General features: G+C 58.3%; 20 protein-coding genes and 2 pseudogenes. 15 read left to right on the top strand and 7 right to left on the bottom strand.

Translation table 11 applies throughout. The features are described 5' to 3' along the window. Positions 1 to 152: 152 nt before the first annotated feature. From ABIA48_RS23590 to ABIA48_RS23575, 4 genes and pseudogenes are all read right to left on the bottom strand, one after another. Positions 153 to 1,178: a histone deacetylase family protein gene (locus ABIA48_RS23590; protein WP_429491699.1), complete on the bottom strand. Its 1,026-nt coding sequence runs from the start codon at positions 1,176 to 1,178 to the stop codon at positions 153 to 155. A 119-nt stretch (positions 1,179 to 1,297) separates the two neighbouring features. After that, positions 1,298 to 1,627, bottom strand: a pseudogene (locus ABIA48_RS23585) (M20/M25/M40 family metallo-hydrolase); the annotation flags it as partial. A 116-nt stretch (positions 1,628 to 1,743) separates the two neighbouring features. Then, a pseudogene (locus ABIA48_RS23580) lies at positions 1,744 to 1,854 on the bottom strand (hypothetical protein); the annotation flags it as partial. Between the two features lie 460 nt (positions 1,855 to 2,314). Beyond that, the gene (locus ABIA48_RS23575; RefSeq protein WP_429491697.1) at positions 2,315 to 3,280 is read right to left on the bottom strand and encodes a LysR family transcriptional regulator; all 966 of its coding nucleotides are present in this window, start codon (positions 3,278 to 3,280) and stop codon (positions 2,315 to 2,317) included. A gap of 295 nt (positions 3,281 to 3,575) precedes the next feature. Here ABIA48_RS23575 and argH point away from each other — a divergent pair, with 295 nt between their 5' ends. From argH to ABIA48_RS23535, 8 genes are all read left to right on the top strand, one after another. After that, a complete protein-coding gene (gene argH, locus ABIA48_RS23570) occupies positions 3,576 to 5,003 on the top strand; it encodes an argininosuccinate lyase (RefSeq protein ID WP_429491695.1) in 1,428 nt (475 codons plus the stop codon). A 140-nt stretch (positions 5,004 to 5,143) separates the two neighbouring features. Then, positions 5,144 to 6,022: an amino acid ABC transporter permease gene (locus ABIA48_RS23565; RefSeq protein ID WP_007981689.1), complete on the top strand. Its 879-nt coding sequence runs from the start codon at positions 5,144 to 5,146 to the stop codon at positions 6,020 to 6,022. 10 nt (positions 6,023 to 6,032) lie between these two features. Next, complete coding sequence (locus ABIA48_RS23560; protein ID WP_429491693.1) at positions 6,033 to 6,797, top strand: amino acid ABC transporter ATP-binding protein; 765 nt, start codon at positions 6,033 to 6,035, stop codon at positions 6,795 to 6,797. A 41-nt stretch (positions 6,798 to 6,838) separates the two neighbouring features. Further along, positions 6,839 to 7,663 carry an ABC transporter substrate-binding protein gene (locus ABIA48_RS23555; RefSeq protein WP_429491691.1) on the top strand — a complete coding sequence of 275 codons (825 nt, stop codon included), beginning with the start codon at positions 6,839 to 6,841 and terminating at the stop codon, positions 7,661 to 7,663. 152 nt (positions 7,664 to 7,815) lie between these two features. Then, the gene (locus ABIA48_RS23550; protein ID WP_429491689.1) at positions 7,816 to 8,664 is read left to right on the top strand and encodes a polysaccharide deacetylase family protein; all 849 of its coding nucleotides are present in this window, start codon (positions 7,816 to 7,818) and stop codon (positions 8,662 to 8,664) included. After that, positions 8,657 to 9,544, top strand: coding sequence for a polysaccharide deacetylase family protein (locus ABIA48_RS23545; RefSeq protein ID WP_429491687.1), 888 nt, complete (start codon positions 8,657 to 8,659; stop codon positions 9,542 to 9,544). The genes ABIA48_RS23550 and ABIA48_RS23545 overlap by 8 nt, the downstream gene beginning before the upstream one ends. Then, the gene (locus ABIA48_RS23540) at positions 9,541 to 10,890 is read left to right on the top strand and encodes an MmgE/PrpD family protein (RefSeq protein ID WP_429491685.1); all 1,350 of its coding nucleotides are present in this window, start codon (positions 9,541 to 9,543) and stop codon (positions 10,888 to 10,890) included. Before ABIA48_RS23545 ends, ABIA48_RS23540 begins: the two co-directional genes overlap by 4 nt. A gap of 108 nt (positions 10,891 to 10,998) precedes the next feature. Then, positions 10,999 to 12,177: an MFS transporter gene (locus ABIA48_RS23535; protein ID WP_429491683.1), complete on the top strand. Its 1,179-nt coding sequence runs from the start codon at positions 10,999 to 11,001 to the stop codon at positions 12,175 to 12,177. Positions 12,178 to 12,245: 68 nt separating this feature from the next. Here the strand turns inward: ABIA48_RS23535 and ABIA48_RS23530 are convergent, their stop codons facing one another. Beyond that, the gene (locus tag ABIA48_RS23530) at positions 12,246 to 12,584 is read right to left on the bottom strand and encodes a hypothetical protein (protein WP_429491681.1); all 339 of its coding nucleotides are present in this window, start codon (positions 12,582 to 12,584) and stop codon (positions 12,246 to 12,248) included. A gap of 311 nt (positions 12,585 to 12,895) precedes the next feature. Here ABIA48_RS23530 and ABIA48_RS23525 point away from each other — a divergent pair, with 311 nt between their 5' ends. Genes ABIA48_RS23525 through ABIA48_RS23505 form a run of 5 tightly spaced genes read left to right on the top strand, consistent with a single transcriptional unit; the run spans position 12,896 to position 17,926 of the window. Continuing rightward, complete coding sequence (locus ABIA48_RS23525; RefSeq protein WP_429491679.1) at positions 12,896 to 14,368, top strand: c-type cytochrome; 1,473 nt, start codon at positions 12,896 to 12,898, stop codon at positions 14,366 to 14,368. A 48-nt stretch (positions 14,369 to 14,416) separates the two neighbouring features. Next, positions 14,417 to 16,192: a cytochrome c oxidase subunit I gene (gene ctaD, locus ABIA48_RS23520; protein WP_429492925.1), complete on the top strand. Its 1,776-nt coding sequence runs from the start codon at positions 14,417 to 14,419 to the stop codon at positions 16,190 to 16,192. After that, on the top strand, positions 16,189 to 16,875 hold the full coding sequence (locus tag ABIA48_RS23515) for a cytochrome c oxidase subunit 3 (protein WP_429491677.1): 687 nt from the start codon (positions 16,189 to 16,191) through the stop codon (positions 16,873 to 16,875). Before ctaD ends, ABIA48_RS23515 begins: the two co-directional genes overlap by 4 nt. Positions 16,876 to 16,881: 6 nt before the next feature. Beyond that, on the top strand, positions 16,882 to 17,595 hold the full coding sequence (locus ABIA48_RS23510; RefSeq protein WP_429491675.1) for a heme-copper oxidase subunit III family protein: 714 nt from the start codon (positions 16,882 to 16,884) through the stop codon (positions 17,593 to 17,595). Between the two features lie 13 nt (positions 17,596 to 17,608). Continuing rightward, positions 17,609 to 17,926 (top strand): cytochrome C oxidase subunit IV family protein, encoded by a 318-nt coding sequence (locus ABIA48_RS23505; protein ID WP_007988247.1) that lies wholly within the window; start codon positions 17,609 to 17,611, stop codon positions 17,924 to 17,926. A gap of 31 nt (positions 17,927 to 17,957) precedes the next feature. Here ABIA48_RS23505 and ABIA48_RS23500 read toward each other — a convergent pair whose 3' ends face one another. Together ABIA48_RS23500 and ABIA48_RS23495 are read right to left on the bottom strand one after the other, a co-directional pair. Next, positions 17,958 to 18,518, bottom strand: coding sequence for a magnesium transporter (locus tag ABIA48_RS23500; RefSeq protein ID WP_204933874.1), 561 nt, complete (start codon positions 18,516 to 18,518; stop codon positions 17,958 to 17,960). A gap of 196 nt (positions 18,519 to 18,714) precedes the next feature. After that, a complete protein-coding gene (locus tag ABIA48_RS23495) occupies positions 18,715 to 19,005 on the bottom strand; it encodes a hypothetical protein (protein WP_429491673.1) in 291 nt (96 codons plus the stop codon). Positions 19,006 to 19,547: 542 nt separating this feature from the next. Between ABIA48_RS23495 and ABIA48_RS23490 the strand changes: the two genes are divergently transcribed. Both ABIA48_RS23490 and ABIA48_RS23485 read left to right on the top strand, forming a co-directional pair. After that, the gene (locus tag ABIA48_RS23490; RefSeq protein ID WP_429491671.1) at positions 19,548 to 20,399 is read left to right on the top strand and encodes a sugar phosphate isomerase/epimerase family protein; all 852 of its coding nucleotides are present in this window, start codon (positions 19,548 to 19,550) and stop codon (positions 20,397 to 20,399) included. Positions 20,400 to 20,413: 14 nt separating this feature from the next. Further along, on the top strand, positions 20,414 to 21,484 hold the full coding sequence (locus ABIA48_RS23485; RefSeq protein WP_429491669.1) for an isopenicillin N synthase family dioxygenase: 1,071 nt from the start codon (positions 20,414 to 20,416) through the stop codon (positions 21,482 to 21,484). Positions 21,485 to 21,487 lie beyond the last annotated feature (3 nt).

Raw genomic sequence — 21,487 nt, 5'->3', positions numbered from 1 at the left:
GCAAGTGCCGTAGGGCGCTTACAGACCGCGTTATCGTTCATCGCGAGCAAGCTCGCTCCCACAGGTTCAGTGCTGTCCGCAAATCTGCGGTTCTACTCGGACACTGTGGGAGCGGGCTTGCTCGCGAAGGCGATGTCACAGGCACCGAAGATTCAGCGCTGCCACACTTGCGGCCCGACAAAAAACGCCCGCGCATTATCCTCCAGACTCTCCAGGTGATAGCCGCCCTCCTGCACGATCAGGCACGGCAACCCCAGGCTGCGAATCCGTTCACCGAGCACGGCGAATCCTTCGCGGGTCACCGCCACTTTGCTTTGCGGGTCCAGCTCGAAAATATCGAAGCCCAGGGACAGCACCAGTACCTCGGCGCCAAAGTCTGTCACGGCCTGCAGTGCTACATCCAATTGCTCCAGGAAGTCGGCCTCGCTGGCGCCATGAGCCATCGGCAGATTGAGATTGAAACCTTCGCCCGCGCCGACACCGCGCTCATCGGCAAAGCCTGCGACACCGGGATAGAAATTGGTTGGATCGCCGTGCACCGAAACGTAGAGCACGTCCTCGCGGTCGTAGAAAATCTCCTGGATCCCTTGGCCGTGGTGCATGTCGGTATCCAGCACCGCTACCCGCGAAAAACCGGCGCGCAGTACCTGCGCCGCCACTGCCGCGTTGTTCACATAACAGAAACCACCCGCGGCTTCGACCCGGGCGTGGTGCCCCGGCGGACGGCACAAGGCATAGGCTGCCGGCTCGCCATCGAGCAACGCCCGGGCGCCGGCGATAGCGCTTTGCGCCGACCAGTAAGCCGAACGCCAGGTCTGCTCGCCCACCGGGCAACTGCCATCGGCCAGATAACGCGCGGCTTGCGCGAGTATCCCGCGCAGGGCATTGGGCTCACGGACAAAGATGTTCGACATCACCTCGTCGCCCCAATCCTCGGGAATCTCTTTCCAGCGCTGGTGGGCTTCCTGCAAGAACCTCAGGTACGGTGCGCCGTGCACCGCCAGCAACGGATCGAGCCCGGCATCGGCCGGTTGCTCAACGGTAAAACCCAATGCATGAGACGCCTGCACCAGGCGCTGCGCACGCTCCGGCACTTCCTGCGGCGTGCGCATCTGGCCACGGGAGTAATAGCTGCGTGGATGGTGGAGCAATTGTTCTGGGTGGAAAAAACTGCGCATGGATTAATACCTGTCAGTGTGGGAGCGAGCTTGCTCGCGATGAGGCCAGCACATTCAACATTGATGGCGACTGATCCACCGCAATCGCGAGCAAGCTCGCTCCCACATGGGAATTGTGTTTATTCAACGATTACTGCGCGGGCCAGCACGGCGTTGAGCAACACATCGGTCCCCTGCCGAACGTCTTCGGGCAGCACGTCTTCGGCTTCGTTGTGGCTCAAGCCGCCTACACACGGGATGAACACCATGGCCGTCGGACAAAACCGCGCCAGATGGATCGCGTCATGCCCGGCGCCGCTGACAATCGACTGCTGAGCGTAGCCCAGCGCATCCACGGCCTGCTGCACCGCCGCCACACAGTCCGCGTCGAACGGCGTCGCCGGGCTGATCCAGTGCGGGGTGATCGCCAGATGCAAACTGCGCTCGTCGGCTATCGCCATCAGACTCGCCCAGAGGCGTTCGCCATTGATCTTCAACATGAGTTCTCCAGGAAAATTCAGCTTAAGGACCGGGCCAGTTCCACGCGTTCAGCGCTGGCGTGACGACGGGCAAGGGACAGGACACACACCAGCGCGGCGGCAGTGGCGTAGATGTAAAAGTCGTACCACTCGGTCATGGTGCCAATGAAGCCAGCGGCTGCCGCACGGCGCGGCTGGGACGAAGCGGGAGGCTTCATGGGGGACTCCTTTGGTTATTTTTTTGGCAGGAGAGAAACGGCAAATCCGCGGCGCTCTGGCGGCGCCGGTCTGGGGATGTTTTTTCGATCCCGGACCATGATTAGTCAATTTTCTATTTATTATTCGAAGTATTACGAAGACTTATAATCAAGACAGCGGCAGCCGAACGCGATGTGCCACGCATAGGCGTTCAGACGCGTCACTGGCAATCGATGACCGGAACTGAAACGAGACTACGCCCGGCGTTCGCCTACGGCCCCAACTGCCCTCAAGCCGAACGTGAGGACTGGAATTACCAGCGAATTCACGGCACGGTAATGGGAACTCTACAAGTAGTATTGGGCGGTCGTTTCGATAAAAACGATTTCGTGTTGCTGCAAATGCTGAAGCCTCAAGCCTGGTCCAATCATCCCCATTGACCGCCAGTGTTCGTTAGTTAGCGTTCAATGCGCTGAACAATCAAACCGAGGCTTTTAAATCCACGCCCAGTGCCTGGGCAAATGCCTTCACCAACGGGCTGCGCACAGTGTTATGGCGCAGGATCAGGCTGAACGGCGTGACGATGTTGATCAGGTCCGGGCGCACCGGGCGAAACTCTCCCCGCGCCACCATCGCCGCAGCGTAATGCTGGGGCAGGAAACCCAGGAAACGCCCCGTCTTGATCAGCAAAGCAACGGCCTCCACCTGGGTTGCCGAGGCGGAAAAGCTGTCGTAATGGGCAAATTTCAGTTTGTCGCGATGAATCGCGTAGCGATGGTTGATGCACTCGTAGTCCTTGAGCACATTACCCTCCATGTCCGCGTCCGCCATGGAGAACAGCGGGTGGCCAAGCCCGCAATAAACCTCCGAGCGCTCTTCGTATAGCTCGTAGTAATCGAACTCTTCGCGTTTTTGATAAACCGGAACAATTCCCGCCACTAACCGGCCCTCTACAACGCCTCTTTCCACCTCATCAAGTTGTGTCGCCTGAAGTTGAAATCTAACCTTGGGTGACTGTTCATTTATTCTTCTAAGCGCAGAAACTAACGGTGAATTATCGTCAGAGATCGTATTATCAATAACACCCACACCAAGATCGCCGATCAGTTCATTCTGAGCCGAACTAAGACGATCACGAAAGTTGTCGACGGAAGCAAATAAATCAATCGACGCCTGATATACCAAACGCCCCTCTTCCGTCAGGTGAAAGCCCTCTCGCCCTCGTGTGCAAAGGCGCATGCCGATACGGATTTCCAGGTCGGAAATCTGTTTACTGATGGCTGCCAGCCCCACATTCAGCTCATTTTGCGCGGCGCTGAAACCTCCGGCCTCGACTACGGCCTTGAACACTTTGAGCAGTTTGAAGTCCAGCCCACTGAGGGCCAACGGTGCCCGTTGCAGCGTTTTCGGCGGCGGGTTTCCGGAATTGGAAAGTGGGGTTTCCATAATGCTTATTTACCTCTGGCGCCCTATTCAACAATCTGTGCCCAACAACAAAAACATAGCTGGCCTAATAATAATGAACACAGAAAACCAGGCTTGGCAACCGCCAATAAATCCCGAGCATCAGTGCCAAATCACTGATCTCAAAACATTAAAAGCTGACACTTCGATCAGCTCTCGCTCCTTTGCAACTGCCCTCTTGAAAATTGCTCTGGCCTGATTTCGTTCGCTGACTTTGTAGCGACGTTGCGGCCCGGCATACCCATTTCAGTTCGCGTTACCGACGAGGAAAATAACAATGTCTCAAACCACCGACCGTCTCTGGGGTGCTCGCTTCAAAAGCGGCCCGTCCGAAGCCTTGGCGGCCCTGTCCCGTTGCCCTGAGCGCTACTTCCGGCTCACCCCGTACGACCTCGCCGGCTCCAAGGCCCATGCCCGGGAACTGCAGCGCGCCGGACTGCTGAGCGAGCAAGAAACCCGGACCATGCTCGACGCCCTGGAACGTATCGGCGCTGACTACCGCGCCGGCAGCATCGCCCCGACTCTGGACGACGAAGACGTCCACACCTTCATCGAGCGTCTGCTGACCGAACGCCTTGGCACCCTCGGTGGCAAGCTGCGCGCCGGTCGTTCGCGCAACGACCAGACCGCCAACGACCTGCGACTGTTCCTGCGTGACCACGTGCGCTCCCTGGCCGTTGAAGTGCTGGGCCTGCAGCAGGCGCTTGTGAACCAGGCCGAGCAACACATCGAGAGCATCTGCCCCGGCTTCACCCACCTGCAGCAGGCACAACCGATCGTGTTTGCTCATCACCTGCTGGCCCACGCCCAGTCAATGCTGCGCGACGTGCAACGCCTGGTGGACTGGGACGCGCGTACTTCGCTGTCGCCACTGGGTGCGGCGGCCATGGCCGGCTCGGCTATCGCTCGTTTACCTCAGCAATCGGCAAAAGAAATGGGCTACAGCGGTGTTTGCGAAAACTCCATCGACGCCGTGGCCAGCCGCGATCACGTCGCCGAGTTCCTGTTCATCGCCAGCATGCTCGGCATCAACATCTCGCGCCTCGCCGAAGAATTTTGCCTGTGGTCGTCGCGGCAATTCCGCTGGGTCGCGCTGGACGATGCCTACGCCACCGGCAGTTCGATCATGCCGCAGAAAAAGAATCCGGACATCGCCGAACTGGCGCGGGGCAAGGCAGGTCGCCTGATTGGTAACCTGACCGGCCTGTTGTCCACCCTCAAATCCCTGCCACTGTCCTACAACCGCGACTTGAGCGAAGACAAGAACGGCGTGCTCGACAGCGTCGACACCCTGCTGCTGGTGCTGCCGGCCATGGCCGGAATGGTTGCGACCATGACGGTCAACGTCGAAGAACTACGTCGCCAGGCACCGCTGGGCTTCACCCTCGCAACCGAAGTCGCCGACTGGCTGGCGGTGCGCGGCGTGCCGTTCAAGGAAGCTCACGAAATCACCGGTGCGCTGGTCAAGGCCTGCGAGAAACACGACATCGAACTGTGGGAAGCCTCCCCGGCGCTGCTGGCGGAAATCGACCCGCGTCTCACACCAGAAGTACGCGAAAGCCTGACCCTCGAAGCCGCCATCGCCGCCCGTAGCGGCTGGGGCGGGACCGCGCCACAACAGGTGCGCGAACAGATCGGCCGCCTGAAAACCGCCCTCGCCGCCCAGCAGCAATGGACCGAGGACTATCAGGGCTTCCGCCTCTGAAGTAATAACCAAAACCTGTGGGAGCGAGCTTGCTCGCGATGACAGTTTCACATTCAACCTCTATGTGGACTGACCCACCGCTATCGCGAGCAAGCTCGCTCCCACAGGGATAGCGTTGAAACCGAGTTCGGAGAAACAACATGAGCCAGACACAGGCAGAACGACTCCAGGCGGAGCGCAAACTGGCGGAAAACCAGTTCGACATCACCCAGTACGATCATGTGCCGCGGCGCTACTACGGGCGGATTTTCTTTGCCACGGTGATCGTCATCGCGATCATCGGCCTGGTGCGCGCCTTCGCCGAAGGCAAGATCGAATGGTCGTACATCGGCCAGTTCCTCACCTCCCAGGCGATCATGTGGGGCTTGCTCAACACCATTGTCATGGCGGTGCTGGCGATGGCGCTGGGCATCGTGTTCGGCGTGATCACCGCGATCATGCGCATGTCGGCCAACCCGATCCTGCGCTATGTGGCGCTGACCTACACCTGGCTGTTTCGCGGTACGCCGCTGATCCTGCAACTGCTGTTGTGGTTCAACCTGGCGTTGATCTTCCCCACCATCGGCATCCCCGGCCTGTTCGAACTTGACACCGTGAGCCTGATGACGCCGTTCGTGGCCGCCCTGCTCGGCTTGAGCATCAACCAGGGTGCCTACACTGCCGAAGTGGTGCGCGCCGGTCTGCTCTCGGTGGACACCGGGCAGTATGAAGCCGCCAAGTCGATCGGCATGCCGCGCCTGCAAGCGCTGCGCCGGATCATCCTGCCCCAGGCCATGCGCATCATCATTCCGCCGGTGGGCAACGAGTTCATCGGCATGGTCAAGATGACCTCGCTGGCGAGCGTCATCCAGTACTCGGAACTGCTCTACAACGCCCAGAACATCTACTACGCCAACGCCCGCGTGATGGAGCTGCTGATCGTCGCCGGTATCTGGTACCTGGCCACTGTCACCGTCCTGTCCTTCGGTCAAAGCCGCCTGGAGCGTCGTTTCGCCCGCGGTGCCGGCAAGCGTTCTTGAGGAATCCGATATGAGAAGCATCGTCAAGGCCGTGAGCCTGAACAAGTACTACGACAACTACCACGCGCTCAAGGACATCAACATCGAAGTCGAGCAAGGCGAAGTGCTGTGCATCATCGGCCCGTCCGGCTCCGGCAAGAGCACTTTGCTGCGCTGCGTCAACCAGTTGGAAAAGATCGACAAGGGCGGCCTGTGGGTCGACGGCGAACTGGTGGGCTACCGGGTCGTCGGCAACAAACTGCACGAACTCAACGAAACGCAGATCGCCCGCCAGCGCCTGTCCACCGGCATGGTGTTCCAGCGTTTCAACCTGTTCCCGCACATGACCGTGCTGCAAAACATCATCGAAGGGCCGTGCCAGGTGCTCAAGCGTTCGCCCAAAGAGGCGCAAGAAGAAGCCGTGGAACTGCTCGCCCGCGTCGGCCTGGCCGACAAACGCAACAGCTACCCGATCGAGCTGTCGGGTGGTCAACAGCAACGCGTCGCCATTGCTCGTGCATTGGCCATGCGCCCCAAGCTGATGTTGTTCGATGAGCCCACTTCGGCACTCGACCCGGAACTGGTCGGTGAGGTGCTGTCGGTGATGCGCGATCTGGCGCAGACCGGCATGACCATGATCGTCGTCACCCATGAACTGGGCTTCGCTCGCGAGGTTTCCAACCGCATGGTGTTCATGGACGGCGGGCAGATCGTGGAGGCTGGAAGCCCCGAAGAAATACTAATAAGTCCGCAAAACCCTCGCACCCAAAGCTTCATTTCTGCCGTTCGAACCTAAGGCCCGATGTCGGCCTTCACAACACTCATAAGAGAACGACCATGAAGAAACTCGTTATCCCAGCAGTACTCGCCGGCGTTATGGCATCCGGCTTCACCTTCGCTGCCGAATTGCCGGCCAGCATCAAGGCCAAGGGCGAGATCGTCGTAGCGATCATGCCGAACTACCCGCCGATGGATTTCAAGGACCCGGCCACCAACACCCTCACCGGCCTGGACTATGACCTGGGCAATGCCCTGGCCGAACGTCTGGGTGTGAAGATCAAATGGCAGGAAACCGGCTTCGAACAAATGATCAACGCCCTGACCACCGACCGCGTGGACATGGTGCTGTCGGGCATGACCGACACCGCCGAACGTCAGGCCAGCGTGACTTTCGTCGACTACTTCACCAGCGGCCCGCAGTTCTACACCCTGCAGAAAAACAAGGACACCAACGAGATCATCGACCTGTGCGGCAAGAAAGTCGGCACCAGCCGCCGCACCACCTTCCCGGCGGAAATCGCCGAGTGGAGCAAGGCCAACTGCGAAGCCGCCGGCAAACCGGCGATCAACGTGATCGGCACCGAAGGCTCGGCCGATGCCCGTGCGCAACTGCGCCAGAGCCGCATCGACGCCGCCATGCAGGGCAGCGAAACCCTGCCCTACCTCAAGACCCAGGAAAAGGACATGTACAAAACCGTGGGCCTGCCGATCTCCGAGCAGTACACCGGGATGGGCGTGAGCAAGAAAAAACCTGAGCTGAGTGAAGCGGTGAAGGTTGCGCTGCAGAGCATGATCGACGACGGCAGCTACCAGGCGATCCTGAAGAAGTGGGATCTGCAACTGGGTGCGATCAAGACCGTCACCGTCAACGCCGGTAAATAATCGCACAGGCGCCCCGAACCCGTTGTGGGAGCGGGCTTGCTCGCGAAGGCACCCGGTCAGCCAATATTTAAATTGACTGACATACCGCGTTCGCGAGCAAGCCCGCTCCCACAAGGTCCTGCGTTCACTCAATACCAGTTGGAGCACCATTAATGTCCTCCTCCCCCCACCCCACCTGGCCCGGCCGGCACAAAGCCTGCCTGGCCCTGGCCTTCGACCTCGACGGCCCCACCGGCGATGCGATGCTCAACGGCTCGATCTGGCGCAAGCCCGAGTACTTCGGTTTCGGTGGTTACGGCCCGTACCGGGCGTTGCCGCGGATTCTCGATCTGCTCGACGAATTCCGTATCCCGACGACGTTCTTTGTCCCGGCCTGGGTCGTGGAGAACTGGCCGAAACAGTGTCAGGCGATTGTCGAGCGCGGGCATGAGGTGGCTTATCACGGCTACAAACACGAATCTTTCTACGCCCTGACGCTGGAACAGCAAAAGGACGTGATGAAGCTGTCCCGCGAGGTGTTCTGGAAGCACCTGCACATCCGCGCCGAAGGTTTCCGCACGCCGTCCGGCGACTGGCGGGCCGAAACCCCGGCGATGCTGATGGAGGCCGGCGTGACTTACTCCAGCAGCATGCGCGGCGATGACCGACCGTACCTGGTCAATGTGCCGGGCCACGCCACGCCGCTGGTGGAAATCCCCGGCCGCTGGGAAATGGACGACTACGCCTCCATCGCCTACACACGGGCCCCGGACTTCCCGTCCGGGCTGGACCGCACCGCCAGCTACGCACTGACCCTGGACAACTGGTGCCGCGAATACGACGGCGCCATGGATGAAGGGTTGTGCCTGACCACCCTGTTCCATCCCAAGATCACCGGCAAACCAGGGCGCATCCTGCTGCTGGAAAAACTCTTTGAACACATGCGCCAACGCGACGACGTGTGGTTCGCCACCTGCCGCGATGTCGCCCAGTGGTGGCTGAAGGAGCATCACCATGGCTGATTCCACTGTCTGGCCCAAGGGCTATCGCTGCGCGGTAGTGCTGACCGTCGATTACAACGACATCCATGGCATCCTCACCCAGGCCCCGGAAGTTGCGGGGCGCGACAAGACCCTGTCGGTCTGGCGCTACGGCACCCAACGTGGCGTCGAGCGTTTGCTCGCTTTGTTCAAGGAGCTCGGTGTTTCCAGCAGCTGGTTCGTACCCGGTATCGTCGCCGAGGAAAACCCCGAGCATATTCGTGCGATCCAGGCCGGCGGGCATGAGATTGCCTGCGCCGGGTATCGCCATCAGAACTACGACACCCTCGACCTCGCCGCGCAGAGCGCCGACATCGCCAAAGGATGTGCGGCGTTGACAACGCTGACCGGCCAGCGTCCCACCGGTTTCCGTATCCCCGCCGGCGACGGTGCGCCAGGCTTCATCGAGGCGTTGAGGGATCAAGGCATTCGCTGGTCGTCGTCCTGGCGTGGTGATGACTTGCCGTTCGCTCACCCGACCGCGCCCGACGTGATCGAATTGCCCCTGCATTACGAGCTGGAGGACGAACCCTACTTCGCCTTCAATCTCAGCCCGGCGGTGCCGCCGGCGCAATCGCGGATCGCTTCCTACAGCCACACCCTGGGCAATCTGCAAATGGACTTCGCCGGGTTTCATCGCTTCGGCCTGTGCTACGTGCTGCGCCTGCACCCGGAGATCATCGCCACGCCGGGACGGATTGGTGTGTTGCGTGAATTGCTTGAGGGGATTATGCAGCACGATGACGTGTGGATCGCCACAGGAACCGAGGTCGCCCGGTGGTGGGGCGAGTCGGCTGTGCCAGTGACCGAGGATCATCCGGCCTCCGTGTATGAGCGGCATTATCGGGATTATCTGTTATGACCGAGCGCATGCAACGACTGGCGAAATTTTGCGTGGATACGCGGTTCGAGGACCTTCCGCCCGCACTGGTGGAACAGGCCAAGCGTCACATCCTCGATACTTTCGGCGCGACCCTCGCCGGGGCAGACAGCGAAGTCGCGAAAACGGCACAGCAGGTATTCGCAGACGAAACGGGCGACACCTTGGTCTGGAGCACTCGCCAGCGGGTCGGCGCCGCTCAGGCAGCCATGCTCAACGGCATTGCCGCCCATGCCCTGGAACTGGACGACACCGGTGGCTGCGACCACTCCGGCGCCGTAGTGCTGCCGGCGGTCATGGCGGCGGTGTCGATGGCCGGGCAACCGGTGAGCGGCCGCGAGTTCATCACCGCCGTGGTGATCGGTTACGAAGTCGGGCGCCGGGTACTCGAAGCCTGCGGCGGCTACTCAGCCCATAACGGCGCTGGCTGGCACTCCACGGCGACCTGCGGGGTGTTCGGCGCGGCGGCGGCCAGTGCGCGCATCCTTGGCCTGGATGCACGGGAAACCCTGTCGGCACTGGGCATTGCCGGCAGCTTCAGCGGTGGCCTGTGGGCGTTCATCCACGACGGTTCGCAGAGCAAAAAACTGCACACCGGGCGCGCCGCCGAAGGTGGATTACTGGCGGCGCGATTTGCCCGACAGGGCATCAGCGGACCGACACAGTTGTTCGAGGATGTCTGGGGCGGTTTTCTGAAAACGCTCGCCACAGCCAACTCAACGCCCGCAGCGCTGGATGCCGATCTCGGCGTGGTATGGAAGCTCGCCCGCTGTTCGATCAAGCCTTATGCCTCTTGTCGCGGCACCCACTCGGCTATCGATGCGTTGGGGCTTCTGTTGGAGCAATTGAAAGTGCCGGTCGATCAGGTCGAGGATGTGCAGGTTTCGCTGTGCGGGTTTCTGCGAGACATGTGCGGTGGTCAGGACGTCAGCACCCTCGCGGCGGCACAGATGAGCTTGCCCTATGCGCTGGCTTCGCGACTGGTGCTGGGTCATTGCCGGTTGCAGGCCTATGACGATGAACAACGCAGAAATCCGCGGATTACCCAATGGCTGTCGCGCATTCACCTGGAAGTGAACCCGCAACTGTCCGAGGATGGCGAGCCCGTGGTGACACTGCGGACCGTGGACGGTCGGCAAGCGAGCCTGTGCGTTGAAGTGCCGTTGGGCGCGCCGGGTAATCCGCTGAGTGATGCGGCGCTGGAGGAAAAGTTTTTCAGTTTGGCGATGCGGGTCATGTCCCGAGAGCGGGTTGAGGAACTGCTCGGGCAGTTGTGGCGGATTGAAGAACTGGAATCGGTTCGTACTCTGGATCGGTGGTTGACTTGAGTATTGCGTTACTTGTGCCGGCCTCTTCGCGGGCAAGCCCGCTCCCACAGGTACTGCGGTGCTATTGCGGCGAACACCAACAATCTGAATAAGGACATTTGCACCACCGTGGCCACTTACTCGCTCGTTATCCGCCGCTTGATGATCGTTTCACTGACCATCGTGGTCAGCCGCGCCATTACCAGTCCGTTGCTCACGCTGTTCCTGAGCAACAAGCTGGGCCTCAACCAACAGGACGTGGGCTTGCTGCTCGGTATTGCGGTGTTCATCGCCACCCTGCTCGCTCTTTACGGCGGCTACATCATCGACCGCCTGGAAAAGCGCCGGCTGCTGATCCTGGCGATGCTCTCCAGCGCTATCGGCTTCGTGCTGCTGACCTTTGCCAAAAACCTCTACCTGACCACCGCGACCCTGGTGATCACCGAGACCGCGTCAGCGCTGTTCCTCATCGGCTCCAAAGCGATCCTCAGCGAAAACCTGCCCATGGGCCAGCGGGCCAAGGCGTTTTCCTTGCGCTACACACTGACCAACATCGGCTATGCCACAGGTCCCATGCTCGGCGTGGTGATTGCCGGGGTCTATCCGATTGCACCGTTCCTGATTGCCGGTGGCATCGCATTCTTCAGCATCTTCCTGATGATAGGCATTCCCAGGGATTCGGCGCAGACACCCGCCATTGGGCAACCCCAGAGTTTCCTGAAAACCCTGGTCACCCTGAAAAACGACCGTACCCTGATCATGTTCACTTGCGGCTGCCTGCTCAGCACCGTGGTGCACGGGCGTTTCACCCTCTACTTGTCGCAATACCTGCTGGTGACCCACGATTCCAAACGCGCCCTGCAAACCATGGCCGCCCTGCTCGCCTGCAATGCCATCAGCGTGATCCTGCTGCAGTACCAGATCGGCCGGTTCCTCAATCGCGAGAAGCTGCGCTACTGGATTGCCGCGGGCACCAGCCTGTTCATCCTTGGCCTGATCGGCTTCAGCCTGGCCGACAGCATGGTGAGTTGGTGCGTGGCGATGTTCATCTTCACGCTCGGTGAAATGATCATTTACCCGGCCGAATTCCTCTTCGTCGACACCCTGGCCCCGGAAGAGCTGCGCGGCAGTTACTACGGCGCCCAGAACCTGGCGGCCCTCGGTGGCGCCCTGAGTCCGGTGATTTGTGGCTTTCTATTGATGCACACCCCCGCGCCCACAATGTTCTATGCCTTGAGCGCACTGACCGCGATGGGTGGATTACTGTGCTTCATGAGCGGTCGTCGGGTGGCGATAGTGCAAAAATAACGCACTGAAAGTGAGTTTCGGCACCGCCCTACCCCACAGAAAGTGCGATGCCGAGAATCACGTAGCCACTACTCAATCAGTTGATCAATCAGAACCGCGTTGGTATAGATCAATCTACCATCGGTCGCTCGGTGCCCGACCAGATGGAACTGACCGCGCTCGTCATGCAAATAGACGCGCATTTGGCAGTCGGACAAGGGGCCGTATCCCTCCGGCAAGATCAATTCCATTGAGTTCATGTCGACATCGACCATGGCTTCACGCTCATGGGTCTTCTGCAGGCGTTCTTCAGCTTCCTCCAGACGCACATGCAGAGGGCCGTCGACGTAAAAATGGATTTCCCCAATCGGGGTAGACTTTTGGTCGGGGCTGGGCTTGCACCAGCCCTCGATCGTCAGGGCACTCATGACGAAACCTCCAATTTGGATTGCTGGACTCTGTCGCTATCGTCCCTTCTCAATGCCATCAATTATCTGACTACCAGGCATAGGCAGGGTTCGTCTTTCAGACCACATCTGGGCGATCACTGCTGTCCGTAATCTGAAATTGAGTATAGCTGGCAACCGGGCCTCGCTTGCCGACCTCACGGTACAGCCCGATGGCTCTATACTTCTCACTGACTTTGCCACCGGGATGGGTGGCAATTGTCTGCCCTGCTTGGACGTCAGCGGCGATGCTTTGGCATAACCAATGAGTAACAGGAACAGGATGAGAGAACATGGCAATAGCAATTATCTTGATACTAATCGTTATTGCATCAGTACTCTTCCACCTACTAGCGCCTTGGCAGGCGACACCGGCAGCTTCCAACTGGGGGTCCATAGACACCACCCTGTTCATCACCCTGATCATCAGCGGAATATTTTTCATTGCCATTACCGTATTCATGGCAGTAGCAGTGATGCGGTATCGTCACAAAGAGGGTGCCAGGGCGGCCTACCAGCCAGAAAACAAAAAACTGGAGTTATGGTTAATTATCGTTACCTCGGTAGGTATTGCCGGGATGTTGGCGCCAGGTCTGATTGTTTACAACGATTTCATCCGGGTGCCGAAAAATGCTTACGAACTTGAAGTGGTCGCCCAGCAATGGCAGTGGGCCTTTCGTTTTCCCGGCCAAGACGGAAAGCTGGGCAAATCGGATATCAAGTTTGTTGATTCCGCCAATCCCCTCGGTCTTGATCCCAAGGATCCTGTAGGGCAGGACGATGTGCTTGTTATCAATAATGAAGTTCATCTGCCGCTCGATCGGCCGGTGAAAGTTTTACTGCGCGCTAAAGACGTTCTGCACGATTTCTATGTACCGCAAATTCGCAGCAAGATGGATATGGTGCCAGGGATGGTGTCGTACTTTTGGTTTACGCCGACTAAAACCGGAAAATATGAAACCCTTTGCGCTGAATATTGTGGTGTAGGTCATTACAACATGCGCGGCCATATGATCGTGGAAGAACAGGACGTCTTCGATCAATGGCTAAAAGGCCAGCCTACTTTTGCGCAAACATTAGCGACAGCTGCCAGGCCCAGTCGAGACAGCGTGCTGGAAAAAGGCCGCCAGTTGGTCGAACAGCACGGCTGTAAGGCCTGCCATAGCCAGGATGGCAGCGCCAGTCTCGGCCCGGGATGGAAAGGACTGTACGGCCGCACTGAACAGCTCGCCGATGGCACCCGTGTGCAGGTCGATGAGGCCTACCTGAAAGAGTCGATTCTCGATCCGAAGGCCCGATTGGTACAGGACTACCCGCCGGTGATGGTGGCCTATACTCTCAATGACGATGAACTGGGTGCTCTCGTCGCCTTGATCAAATCACTGGGTGCTGCGCGGCAGGACGATGAACTTTCTACGAGCGAAGCGTCGGGCCCTGGTGAAGACTTGTCGGCGCAGGGACAGCGGCTGGCCGGGGCGCTTGGCTGCCTGGCCTGCCACAGTGTTGATGGCAGCAAGAGTGTCGGCCCCGGTTGGCAGGGCCTGTATGGCAAGACTGAAACCCTTGCCGACGATACGAGCGTCAAGGTCGATGAGGGTTATATAAAGGAATCGGTTCTTGATCCTGCTGTCAAAGTCGTCAAGGGTTATGCACCCGTTATGCCGGCCTTGAAACCGAGCGACAAGGAGTTGGACGCGCTGATCGCTTTTATCAAATCCAAAGCGAATGCCAACGCTGATGCAAGCAAGGCGGAGCCAGGGAAGTAGCCGTAAGCAGCCAGGAATACACTGAAACTTCGACAGGAGGATGACGTGATGGCCTATGCGGAGCAAGCCGAAACAGAAGCACTGCACGAGCCAAAAAGTTTCCTGACCAAATATATCTGGAGTCAGGACCACAAGGTCATAGCCATTCAATATTCCTTGACGGCTCTGTTCGTGGGGCTTATCGCCGTGGTGTTGTCCGACTTGATGCGCATGCAGATAGGCTTCCCCGGCAGTTTGGCGTTCATGGATGCCAGTACTTACTATCAGGCGATGACCATGCACGGCATGATCATGGTCATTTACTTGCTGACGGCCTTGTTTCTGGGTGGCTTCGGCAACTATCTGATCCCGTTGATGGTGGGCGCCCGCGACATGGTCTTCCCCTATGTCAACATGCTCAGCTACTGGTTCTACCTGGTGGCGGTAGTGGTGTTACTTGCCAGTTTCTTTGTCCCTGGCGGCCCCACGGGTTCAGGCTGGACGCTCTACCCGCCACAGTCCATTGCCCGGGGGACACCGGGGGTCGAGTGGGGCATTGTGCTGATGCTCGTCTCACTGGCGATTTTCATTGTCGCCGCCACCATGGGCGGGTTGAACTACGTCACCACGGTGTTGCAGGCGCGCACGTACGGCATGACATTGTTTCGCATGCCGCTCTCGGTATGGGGAATCTTCATGGCCTCGATCATGGCCTTGCTGGCGTTCCCGGCGTTGTTTGTCAGCGCGGTCATGATGCTGTTTGACAAGCTCTTGGGCACCAGCTTCTTTATGCCGGCGATGATCTCGCTGGGGCAGCAGCTCGATCACCAGGGTGGCAGCCCGATATTGTTCCAGCACCTGTTCTGGTTCTTCGGCCACCCGGAGGTCTACATCGTTGCGCTTCCTGCGTTTGGTCTGGTCTCCGACTTGATCAGCACCCATGCGCGTAAAAACATCTTCGGTTACCGAATGATGGTGTGGGCCATTATTGCGATTGGCGTACTCAGTTTTGTGGTCTGGGCGCACCACATGTATGTCAGCGGAATGAACCCGTATTTTGGCTTTTTTTTCGCCATCAGCACCTTGATCATCGCGGTGCCGACCGCACTGAAAGTCTACAACTGGGTGCTGACCCTGTGGCGGGGTGACATCCATCTGACCGTGCCTATGCTGTTTGCCCTGGCCTTTATCGTCACCTTCCTGGTCGGCGGTCTGACCGGGTTGTTTCTCGGCAATGTGATCGTGGATATTCCGCTATCGGACACCTATTTCGTCGTAGCCCATTTTCATATGGTCATGGGTGTCGCACCGGTACTGGTCGTGTTCGGCGGTATTTATCACTGGTTTCCGAAAGTGACCGGGCGCATGACGAACGACTTCCTGGGCAAGCTGCATTTCTGGATTACCTTTCTGGGCACTTACGCCATCTTCTTCCCCATGCACTACCTGGGTTTCCAGGGCATGCCACGGCGCTACTACGCCTATGAAAACTACGCGTTCATCCCGCAATCGGCGCAAGAGTTGAATGCCTTTATTACGGTGGTCGCATTGACCGTCGGCGCTTCCCAGTTGCTGTTTGTGTTCAACCTGGCCTGGAGTGCGTTTAAAGGCAAACCCGCAGGCAGTAATCCCTGGGGCGCGGCCAGCCTGGAATGGCAAACGCCGAACACCCCACCGATACACGGTAACTGGGGAGCGAAGCTGCCGGTGGTGCATCGCTGGGCCTATGACTACAGCGTGCCAGGGATAGAGCAGGATTTCGTTCCGCAAACGGTCTCCGCCGAGGAACTGGAGCACATGCGGCAACTTGGTGCCGGAACCCGGATAGCGGACGTTAAAACATGAACAGACTGCTATTGAAAAACGCCGACGGCTCTGACCCCGGTGGCAGTTGGAGTCGCGATCCTGAGGGTATTCAGGCCACCGCTGATAGAAACCAGACAGCAAGAATAGGCCTGCGCCTGTTTCTGGCTGTAGTGAGCTCGTTGTTCTTTCTCTTCCTGCTCGCCTTTATCGCCCGCTCGCAAATGGCCGACTGGCTACCCCTGACAGAACCCTTGGCGCCGCTGGCCAATCCATGGCCCTTGTGGCTGAATTCGGCTTTTCTGGTGTGCAGTTGCATCGCACTGCAGTGGTCGCGCATGGCTGCCCGAAAGGATCGACTGGACGCAACGGTCATTGGTTTTGCATTGGGGGGCGTATTCGCAATTGCCTTTCTGGCGGGGCAACTCTGGGTCTGGCAGCGGTTTGTCGCCTGGGGTTACTTTGTCGCCAGCAATCCGGCCAACAGTTTCTTCTACCTGTTAACCGGTGTGCACGGGTTCCACCTGCTGGGCGGGTTGATTGCCTGGGGCAGAACCGTCGCCAAACTCCTGCGTCACGTGCCGTTGCCGCAACTCAGCGCCAGCGTAGAACTCTGTGCCATCTATTGGCATTACCTGTTGGGTCTTTGGTTCGTGCTGTTCGCGCTGCTGACCAGCACGCCGCAAACCTATGAATCCATCGCCAGACTCTGCGGCCTGAGGTGAAAAGCCATGGCATCGCACCCACAAGCCCCCAGTGAGTCCAGTTCATCCAATCCACCAGTCTTGCCACCTGCCCCGGGATGGCAGGGCATCGCAAGCGACTGGGCCTCGGATAAGGAGGCTTTCAAGCAGGTCCCCTGGGGCAAGGCGATGATGTGGATATTCCTGCTCAGCGATACGTTTATATTCACTTGTTTTTTAACCGGCTATATGTCGGTACGCATGACCATCACCACCGCGTGGCCGAACCCCAGCGAAGTGTTCGCCCTGACGATCGGCGGCAGGGAAATCCCGCTTATTCTGATCGCCATCATGACCTTTGTGCTGATCAGCAGCAGCGGCACCATGGCCATGGCCGTCAACTTCGCCTATCGCCGTGATCGCGCGAAAACCACAGCCCTGATGCTGGCGACCGCTGCCTTGGGTGTGACCTTCGTCAGCATGCAGGCATTTGAATGGACCAAGCTCATAGCCGAAGGAGTACGTCCCTGGGGGAACCCCATGGGGGCGGCGCAATTTGGTGCCACCTTTTTCATGATTACCGGTTTTCACGGGCTGCACGTGTCAATTGGCGCGATCTACCTCAGCATTGTGGCGATGAAAGTAATGCGGGGAGATTATGAGCGCTCCGGAAACTACCAGAACGTCGAGATAGCCGGGCTTTACTGGCACTTCGTGGATTTGGTGTGGGTGTTTATTTTTGCTTTCTTCTATTTATGGTAGAGGAGCACAGGTGATGGCACATGCTCAGGGCCAGCAACATCCAATCAGTTTGTACCTTAAAATCTGGGGGCTGTTATTTGTCCTCAGCACGCTGTCGTACCTGGTCGACTACTTCCACTTCCATGGCTACCTTCGGTGGGCCCTGATTATCACGTTCATGTTGTTGAAGGCAGGTCTGATTGTCTCCATCTTCATGCACATGGCCTGGGAACGGTTGGCGATGGTCTACGCCATATTGGTGCCACCGCTGTGTTTGCTGGTGCTCGTCGGACTGATGGCCACCGAAGCAGATTATGTTTTCCTCAGCCGGGTCATTTTCTTTGGTCAATAACCTGCTTTGGATGGCCTTGAGTCTCCAGGGACTAACCCGATATCACTCGCTTGAACTGATGCCATTTGTGCTGCCAGGCTACTGTCCAGTGAGGGGCTGCCGCTCCCGTGCCGGCGATTTTCAGCATTGGATGATGTTTGATTACCTGGTCCAGGACCGGTTCCTGATTCGGTTCAACATCCACGAAGAAGATATGTTTGCCTTCTTTTACCACCTGACTGAAATTGCGGAAGTGAGTGTTCGGCACCTGGAACCCAAAAAAACCGCCTTCCCAGATACAGAAACCCAAAATAACAATGGCAAGGAAGATAAAAGGCATCCAGCCTGCGGCAGATTCGGTCCAGCCCATCCAATAGGCGCCACCCAGAACCAACACCGCAAGTGGCACACCGACCACCGCACCAATCTCACCAGAGTGAACAGCATCTTGTTCCATTAACGAGTTAACTTCGTGGAGGTGATGTTGTTCAACATCAGCAACTTTTTCACTGAGCACATGTATCTGTTCGGAATTGATGCCGCTGGCTTCCAGTTCATTTTCAACGGTTTCAAGATCGTTGAGATTGTCACTGATGTAATAGTGTCGATTCATGCCACACCTCCCATACCGTGTTTGCTGTAGACCTCCTCTGTCCGGCAGCGGTTAACCGAGATTCGCAGTCGATATCTGTACCCTGGAGAACGTTGCACACTTGATGCAATCTGAGCGAAGTATAGCACTCGCCAGAATGCGGATCGGTCGGCAACTCGCGGCTCCGGTAGTGTCATGAGATCGATCGGAAGGTGCGCTATTTGATCTGCACAATGACCGGACCTTCCGTTACGATCGGCGGGTTCGCATGAATGTTCGAAGCATTTTTCTGAATCCAGTCGCGCGCGACTTTCAAGCTCGCATCACTGCCGGCCTTGTCCGTGCAAACAGTCACCGCCGTACCACCATCACCAGTGTTCAGCAGTGTGTAGCTTACAAGACCAGGCACTGTCCGCATGGCAGCTTCAACATCGGCCTGGCGCTTCTCTAAAAGCTCGAAAAGCTGCTTTGCACCAGCACCCAAGTAGACTCTTATAACCGCATACATAGTCGTCTCCTTTGGGAGTACCGTCTTGATACCAATCCAGATCCGCTGATGATCGCTATCACTCAGCTTTCAGCTCGCCCTGATTTATTAAGCTTAGCCAAACGCTGGCGACAAGCGAAATGCAACGACCACCGGCCACTCTTGGCCCAGGGTGCGTAGAACACCTATGCGCCCCTTAGGCGTTCAGCAGAAAGTAAAACGGTGTCTGCACCGAATGCTGCCCTACTCGACAGGCAGTCACAGCCAAAAGTAAACCATCGGCGGCCCGGTGTCGCTTGGGAGTCTTCAAAATGATGCCGTACTAATGGCATCTCTCGTTAGTAGCCAACGCAGACACGTACCCGCCGGTAAAGTCCCCTCTGGCAAGCGCGATAAGTAGCTAGCTATTTGTTAATGAAAGTATGAAGTATTCATTTGAACTTTCAGATTCTTTCAGTGCGCGGCCTGTGCCTAACATCGACTCCACAGCGAACCAGCCTCTTAGTAGCCTGGCGCCGTCGAAGTGCTTTTGCAGTAGGCCCTGGGATTTTTGAGGATTACCGATGAAGCTGGAAATTTTCCGCACGCTGTGGGGTTACACCGCCAGCAAGGCTCAGGCGCTCGAAGAGCTGCTGCACGCGGGCTTTGATGGCATGGAAGCGCGCCTGCCACTGGACGCCCGTGAACGGGCCGAGTTCGGCGCCTTTCTCCAGGCCAATCGCCTGGGCTATATCAGCACAGTCTTCACCGCGTACGACGTGCTGCCGGACCAGTCGGCGCCCCCTGCCGTCCACCTCAATGACCTCGACCAGAAACTCGCCTGGGCCGCTGAACTCGGCCCGCGCTTCGTCAACGTGCTGGCAGGCAATGACCGCTGGTCCTTGCCACAACAAGTGGAGTTCTTCGGTCAGGCACTGGAACTGGCACGCAAGCACGGCCAGGTCTGCAGTTTCGAAACTCACCGCTCGCGCTCGCTGTTCAACCCCTGGGTGACCCTGGAATTGATCCGGCAACTGCCCGATCTGTTGTTCACCAGTGACATCAGCCATTGGGTCGTGACCTGCGAGCGTCTGTTGGATGACCCGGCCGATGACCTGAGCGCTTTCATCGAGCGGGTTCACCATATCCAGGCCCGGGTTGGTTATGACCAGGGACCGCAGGTTCCGCACCCGGCGGCTCCCGAATATGCAAAGGAACTGGCTTTCCATCAGCAGCACTGGGAAAGCATCTGGCGCTCGCAGCAAGCCCGCGGTTACCAGGTCAGCACCCTGACCCCGGAATTCGGCGCCGACGGCTACTTGCATCATTTGCCCTTCACCAATGTCCCGGTCGCCGACCTGTGGTCATTGAACGTGTGGATGGGCCAGACCGAGCGCGAACACTTCGAGCGTTTCCACCACTCAAGCCATCCTTAGGGAGCCGACGCGTCATGCCTGACAATAAAAACAACAGCGCCAGCACTGACACACACAAAGCCAACTTCAACAGCATCCCGGTGGTCAACATCGCCGGTCTGTTCAGCGTTGAACTGGAACACCGCCTGGCCGTAGCCGAACAATTGGGGCGCGCCGCCAGCGAAGTCGGGTTTCTCTACATCACCGATCACGGTATCGACCCGCAACTGATCGCCAACCTGCGCAAGGCGGCCAAGGACTTTTTCGACCAGCCCCTCGACACCAAGATGCGTCACTACATCGGCACCTCGCAAACCCACAAGGGCTTTGTGCCCGAAGGCGAAGAGGTCTATTCCAAAGGCAAGCCGGACCACAAGGAAGCCTTCGACGTCGGCTTCGAAGTCCCGGCCGATGACCCGCTGGTGCTGGCCAACACCCCATTGCTGGGGCCCAACGACTGGCCGCAGCTGGCAGGCTTCAAGGCATCGGTGCAGGCCTACTACGAAGCGATCTTCGCCTTGGGTCGGCGCCTGTTCGGCGGCTTCGCCCTGACCCTGGGCCTGGAAGAAAACTATTTCGACAGCCTGGTCACCCGCCCGCCGTCCAAGCTGCGCCTGATCCACTATCCCTACGACGGTGCCGCCCATGACGCTCCGGGTCTTGGCGCCCATACTGATTACGAGTGCTTCACCATCCTCCTGGCCGACAAACCAGGCCTTGAGGTGATGAACAATCTTGGCCAATGGATCGATGCACCACCGATGGCCGACGCCTTTGTGGTCAACATCGGCGACATGCTGGAAGTGATGACGGCAGGCGCATTCGTTGCCACTGCGCACCGGGTGCGCAGCGTGAAGGAGGAGCGTTATTCCTTCCCGCTGTTTTATGCCTGTGACTACCACACCCAGATCAAACCACTGCCCGGGTTCGCCCAGGCCGGCAACGACTACGAAGAGATCACGATCGGCGAACACATGTATGGCCAAGCGCTGCAGACCTATCAGTATCTGCGCCAGAGGGTGGCCAACGGGGAAGTTCAACTGCCAGGCAAGGCACGCAAGCCCGCCAGTTTCGGACATTTGAAAAATCAGGCCCAACCGTCCTGATTG

The organism is Pseudomonas sp. S30_BP2TU TE3576 (genome assembly GCF_050436025.1).
Taxonomy (GTDB): domain Bacteria; phylum Pseudomonadota; class Gammaproteobacteria; order Pseudomonadales; family Pseudomonadaceae; genus Aquipseudomonas.
Note: the sequence above shows the minus strand (reverse complement) of the source record. Positions and strands in the feature narration are given on the sequence as shown.